This is a genomic window from Streptomyces sp. NPDC111802 (assembly GCF_055634335.1).
Genome location: NZ_JBVKCZ010000137.1, coordinates 1 through 5,300 on the forward strand (window position 1 = coordinate 1; position 5,300 = coordinate 5,300).

Here is a 5,300-nt window from a genome sequence, read left to right on the forward strand (position 1 = left end):
CCACATCACCAGCATCACCGCCCTGCCCACCGCAGGCTGAAACCAGGGCCGCCACCCAGCCCCACCACCACCTGCCACACCCTCAACAACCTGCACTCCAACAAGTTGACGACGCCGCTTGTCGTGCACGGTTCTGCCGTCCTCGGTCCGGCCGTGGGCGTGGTGGAACTCCTTGCCCAGGTCCAGGCCGAGGAAGAGATCTATCGCGGTCGTGTCGACCATGTGCGCGTGCCCCTCGCCTCTCGTCTCCCCAACTCCCGGCCGTCCCTGCGGCACCACACGCCGGCAACCACGTTACGCAGACATGCCGCCCGTGAAGCGGACCGGCATTGCGCCGGACCAGGCGGTCGTCAGGCCCCTCATCAGCGGTCAAGCGGTGCCCCGAAGCCCGGCGGCAACACCCCCCAGGTCATCCACTTCGACAGGGGGCACACAGCCATACCGGACCCGGGGGCCAGGCGCCCCATTGCGGGGCCACGGAAAAGGTAACGGGGAGTCGGTAGCGGTCGTGCCAACTGCGGCGACGAGCCGAGGTCAAAACCATGCGGGGCTCCGCCCCACACCCGGCGGGTGGGTGAGGAGCCTGTCACAGGGATTTGGGGTTGCTATTTGGGTGTCTCGGTATCTGTGCTGCGGTCTTTTGTTATGCGGTACACAGTCTTCTGTGCGCTCGTCGGTCTTTTTGTCTGTCCTGTGTGTGAGTGGGATCACGTCCGGTGCTGCGTAACGGAGGTGTCGTGCCTCGGGTGGTGACATACCTGGGTGTGGTGTGGTTTTGTCGCTGACAGGCCGTCTCACCGGGGAGGGATTCGGGGAAGCGATCTCGGGCGCTTCGCTGCCGGCTAAATCTACGGGTTGCCGGGAACAATTGAATTCATCCGTCGTGAGAGAGGAGAAAAGCAAGGATAAGGTTGCGTGCCCCGCGCCGCACACAGGCGGCCTGTCCGGGTGCCTCGGGCTGAAAATTCAGTCCGGCGCACGCCAGCGCATATAGAGCAGGCGCGTGTCTGCGCCCGTACGATGAGAATATGAAGCTCATGGAGGATCTCATTCAAAGGGGCGCGCTTGGGGCAGTCACCGTAAGAGTGCAGCCCACCCCAAACTTTTCTTGGTCATGGGGTGAGGGTCCTGCTGCTCTGATGAGCCAGCCTGTAGCTCTCTGGATTGGAAACCCGTCCGGTCCAGGACCGCACGTTTGAGGAGCACTCTATGCCCGACGCCACATCCCGCTGGGAGCCGGACTCCGTACTGCGGGAACTCCTGTTCACCGATTTCGACAACCTTCCCGCAGACCCGGACGACGTCATCGCCGATGCTCTCGATGGCGGCTACATGCAACGCACCGAGGGGCTGGTAGCCCTGCTGCATGACCAGGATGCCGATCCGGTCGGACGTTTCCTGTCCTGCTGCGCGCTTGCACGCTGGGCGGACTCGATCGGCTACGCGGTCGTCGTCGAGGCTGCTGGCGCACCCGACCGCTTGGTATGGCGGAGGCAGACGTACGACCGTTTCAACAGCCAGGACGACACGTTTGCGCACCTGGCCGAGGCAGTGGGCCGCAGCCGCGACATGATCGACGAACGCGGCACAGCAGCCGAGCGGATCCAGGCTGCCCGTGCGCTCATCCGGATCGCCGACTGGGTCCTACTCGACCGGCGGGCGAATCATCTGCTGTACCCGGAGATCGTCTCGGCGTGTAAGGAAGACCTCTGTGCTGCCGTCGACCGCGGTATCAGCCGCCTCGCGGCAGACAGTCACCCCGAGTTCGATCTCGGCCTGCAACTCGCTCTGTTCATCAACGCTCTCGCTGGACCCGAGCCTGCGTGGGCCGCCGATGCCAGGCATCGACTCACTTCCGTACATTCCGGCGACCGGGCCCTCCGTGAACTGGCCGAGGCAGGAGGCACTTCTCGTCAGCAGACATAGCGGCGAGCCTCCGACACCTTGAAGTCATTCGTGACGGCGCCGGTCGGTGGGACAGGTTTTCGGGGTGCTCGTGCCGCTCATGGACGGCACCCCTGACCTGTCACTTCCGCAGCAGCACGCAGGACTCTTCCACCGATGCGCGCACCGCCCGCCCGGGCCGCGTATCGAACCGCGATCAACCTCCACGCCTCACGATGTCGCCCTCGCCCGCCCGATTCGAGGCAGGCAAGGAATCTGGCGTGCCACGAGAGCAAAGTCCAGGCGGAAGTTTGACTGACCTTTCTAAGTGAGTCAGGAGTCAATCTCGTATATGCATTCCCTGCTCGTCCTGATCGAGGGGTCGAGCTTGGTTTCTCTTCCCACAGGTGAAGGGAGCGCTTAGGAACACGAAAGGAGCATGAAAATGACAGGGCGGCACAGGAAAGTCCGCACAAGGGCGACAACGAGGCAGAATCATGTACTGAGGGTCGGTTCCGTGGCTGTACCTATAACCGCAGGCCTCGGCCTCATAATGGCGTCTTCAGTGAGCGCGTTCGCTGGAGAGGATGGGGGTGACAGTGGGGGGCAGGTGATCCGCCAGGACAATAACTTCACATCCACCAACAACGGATTCGGTACGCAAAACTTAAGGAAGTCCCACTATGATCAAAATAGCGGGATTATCCCGGCTAATCCGAACGGTGCGACGACGCCGCTGCAGCATGTGCTCGGCGGTAAGAATCCGCTACAAAAGGCGGACAGCCCGTACACTTCGTTCATGGGTGCAAATCCCCAAAAGAGCTACGGGAGTGAAGAAATCAGCGTTGACGTCGATCGACTCCAGGCGGACATCAACAAGGGCAAGCTGCCTGGAGTTGAGATCTTACCTGCGCAGCGCGTCCAGGAGATGATCGCCGAAGACATCAGCAAAACCGCTGGGAAAGAGGTTGTGGTCCCAGCCTCGCTCAAGCCTGAAGGAGTTCCCGACTTCGTGAAAGGTTTAAACCTGAGCAAAAGCAAGGCGGCGAAGGTGGAAAGCAGGGTAGGGGCGCTACTCAACACCCGTCGGGACCATGAATGGCTGGTCAAAGGATCCATCCCGCCGGAATACTTGCACGGCCCATACGCGGCTGGCACCAGGAGTTGGCGGCCGCCGACGGGACTAGGGTTCCAAGGCGGTGAGCTTCACGAACAGAGCTCGTCTGCTGGGGATGCAGATATCAACGTGCCTTGTGCCAATGGTCGGTCGTTGCCGTTGGCGGGCTGTGTGGGGGGTATTGGCCTTGCGGGGGAGCAGAATAAGCAGGGTGGTGGCAAGGGGGTGCAGAATCGCGGGGGTGGCGGTTCTGAGAATGTTGAGAAGCAGGGCGGGCGGAGTGAGCAGGCTCCGAACCCGCAGGGGACGGCTTCAGGTGTGCATCGGGGGCAAGGGGAGCAATCGTTCATGGCACCGTCTGCGCCGTCGCAGCCGTCCGTGTCATCACAGCACCAGCAGGGCGGAGGTCATGAAGCACAGCCCGCGCAGCCGTTGAGCCAGAGGGGAACGCCGATGACGCCGCCCGTGCCGGTGACCCCTCCGACGATCCCGGGGCTATCGCCTCGGATTTCGGCGCCGCGGCCGGGCTTCCTGGAGAGGTTCTCCGACGACGGGGAGCTCACGGTGCAGCTGGTTCAGCCATGGATCGACAGGATTTATGCCGATAACCACCAGGGTCTGAGCGAGACGCAGTTGGCGTCCTACTTCTTCCATGACCTGCACTACGGCTGGCCGGAGCAGGCCAGAACCGCGTGGCGAAACGCCTGGTCCGCACTGCCGGAGAAAGAGAAGACCGGAGATAATGCGCAACATATCCGAGAGATGATCATCGAAAAAATTACAGACCAGACGAACAAGGCAGCAGGCGAATATAACTTTGGGCTAGGCCCACGGGATCTCGAAAAGATCATCGGGCCCGCGAAGGAAGCGCTCAAGGAAGAGGAGAACAAGAACCTCGAGGAGAGGTACGGGGCTCCGCCCCAGCGCATTCGGTTTGATCCGAAGACGCAGGAACTCGTGACGTCAGAGGACCAGCAACTGCAGCCGCTGCAGAGCGGCTCTTCCGGCCATGTGAGGAAGCCGAGGTCGGTTCCCTCCGGGAGTGACGGCAACCAGTCCGGTAGCGGTGGTTCCCAGGGCGGCAGCGCCGAGGCCGTTCCTGAGCAGCCGTTCAATCCGCAGGAGAAGTCGGCAGCCCAGCGGCTGGCGGCGCGTGAGGGCGGGCAGGTGCCGGCGGGCAAGAGCGCGGTAGGGGGGGTGGCGCAGGAGCGGCAGCATTCGCTGGCGTTGGGTCAGGAGTCTGGTATGTCGTCGTCCACGCTGCTGGGGCAGTTGCCGCCTGCGGGTTTGCGGGGCAAAGCTGTTCAGCCGGTGGGTCAGCCGCCTGTGGCTGTGTCGCAGGAGCTGGATGCGGAGCCTGCGTTGTTCCCTGGCCAGTCCTCCACGAAGTCGTCGGAGTCGTCCGCAACGTCGAGCACCCCCTCTACGGTTGCGTCGGCTGCTTTCGTGGCGAGTACGTCTGCCCAGCAGGGTGACGTATCCGGTGAGCTTGTGAGGCCGAAGAGGGATGTGCGCTTCGAGGCCGGGGATGAAGGCGGTCAGTTGGCGAACTCGTCGGCTCCTGCGCCGATGAAGCCGGTGCTGCAGCCGCAGCAGAATGGGGGCGGGCCGGTCGACTTGGAGCCGTGGAGGAAGCTGATGGGGTTCGGCAGTGTTCCGCAGGAGCCGCCGGTTCAGCAGCAGGGTGAGGTGCAGTTCCAGCAGCAGCCGGTTCCGCAGCAGTCGCAGGGGCAGTTCCAGCCGCAGCCACCGGCTCAGCCGAGTCCGTATCAGCAGCCTGAGCAGGCGCAGTTCCAGCACCCGGGGTTCGGTGGGGTGGGGGCAGAGCAGCGGCAGCATGGTCGGTGGCTATAACACTGGCACAACGGCGGGTGATGTCGGCGACGGGGATTCATAGTGATGTCTGTTGTCACCGCCGGATCGTGCGCCCGCGTGGGGGTGTTGGTCGGGTATGACTTGGGGGTGGTTGCCGGGGCCTGTCCCTGAGGGGTGGATGGCGCTGTCACGTTGTCGGTGGTGTGATCGTCTGAGGGCAGGGCGTGGCCAGCGGTGGTCTGTTGGTCAGGCTGCCGCGGGCAGGCCGACGGCCGCAGGAGCCTGAACCTCAGGTGCCGCTTCCGGCTGCTCCTGTGGGAGGACCCTGCCGCGCCTATGTTCATTCGGGCGGAGCAGCCTGCCGCCGCTTCACTCGGTGTGCTCCTCGTGTACTACAGGGGAGCTTCGAGAGCTTGTTGTCGGCGTTTCTCGTAGTGGATCTTGCGGGCGGCGGCTTGGTGGGCGCGGCGCCATAGTGACTGGG

Annotated in this window: 3 protein-coding genes; 2 read left to right on the forward strand and 1 reads right to left on the reverse strand. The window is 63.5% G+C overall.

The genetic code is table 11. The annotated features are described in order from the left end of the window. Nucleotides 1-222: hypothetical protein (locus ACZ7NC_RS44370; protein WP_471497814.1), on the reverse strand; the 222-nt coding region annotated here is incomplete at its 3' end. Between the two features lie 987 nt (nt 223-1,209). Between ACZ7NC_RS44370 and ACZ7NC_RS44375 the strand changes: the two genes are divergently transcribed. Together ACZ7NC_RS44375 and ACZ7NC_RS44380 are read left to right on the forward strand one after the other, a co-directional pair. Next, nucleotides 1,210-1,926, forward strand: a complete 717-nt coding sequence (locus tag ACZ7NC_RS44375) for a hypothetical protein (RefSeq protein ID WP_471497816.1) — start codon at nt 1,210-1,212, stop codon at nt 1,924-1,926. A gap of 568 nt (nt 1,927-2,494) precedes the next feature. After that, nucleotides 2,495-4,855, forward strand: a complete 2,361-nt coding sequence (locus ACZ7NC_RS44380) for a hypothetical protein (RefSeq protein WP_471497818.1) — start codon at nt 2,495-2,497, stop codon at nt 4,853-4,855. Nucleotides 4,856-5,300 lie beyond the last annotated feature (445 nt).

What these genes read in the sequence shown, in the direction of transcription:
- ACZ7NC_RS44375 (WP_471497816.1), top strand. Translation starts at nt 1,210, where the DNA reads ATGCCCGACGCCACATCCCGCTGGGAGCCGGACTCCGTACTGCGGGAA.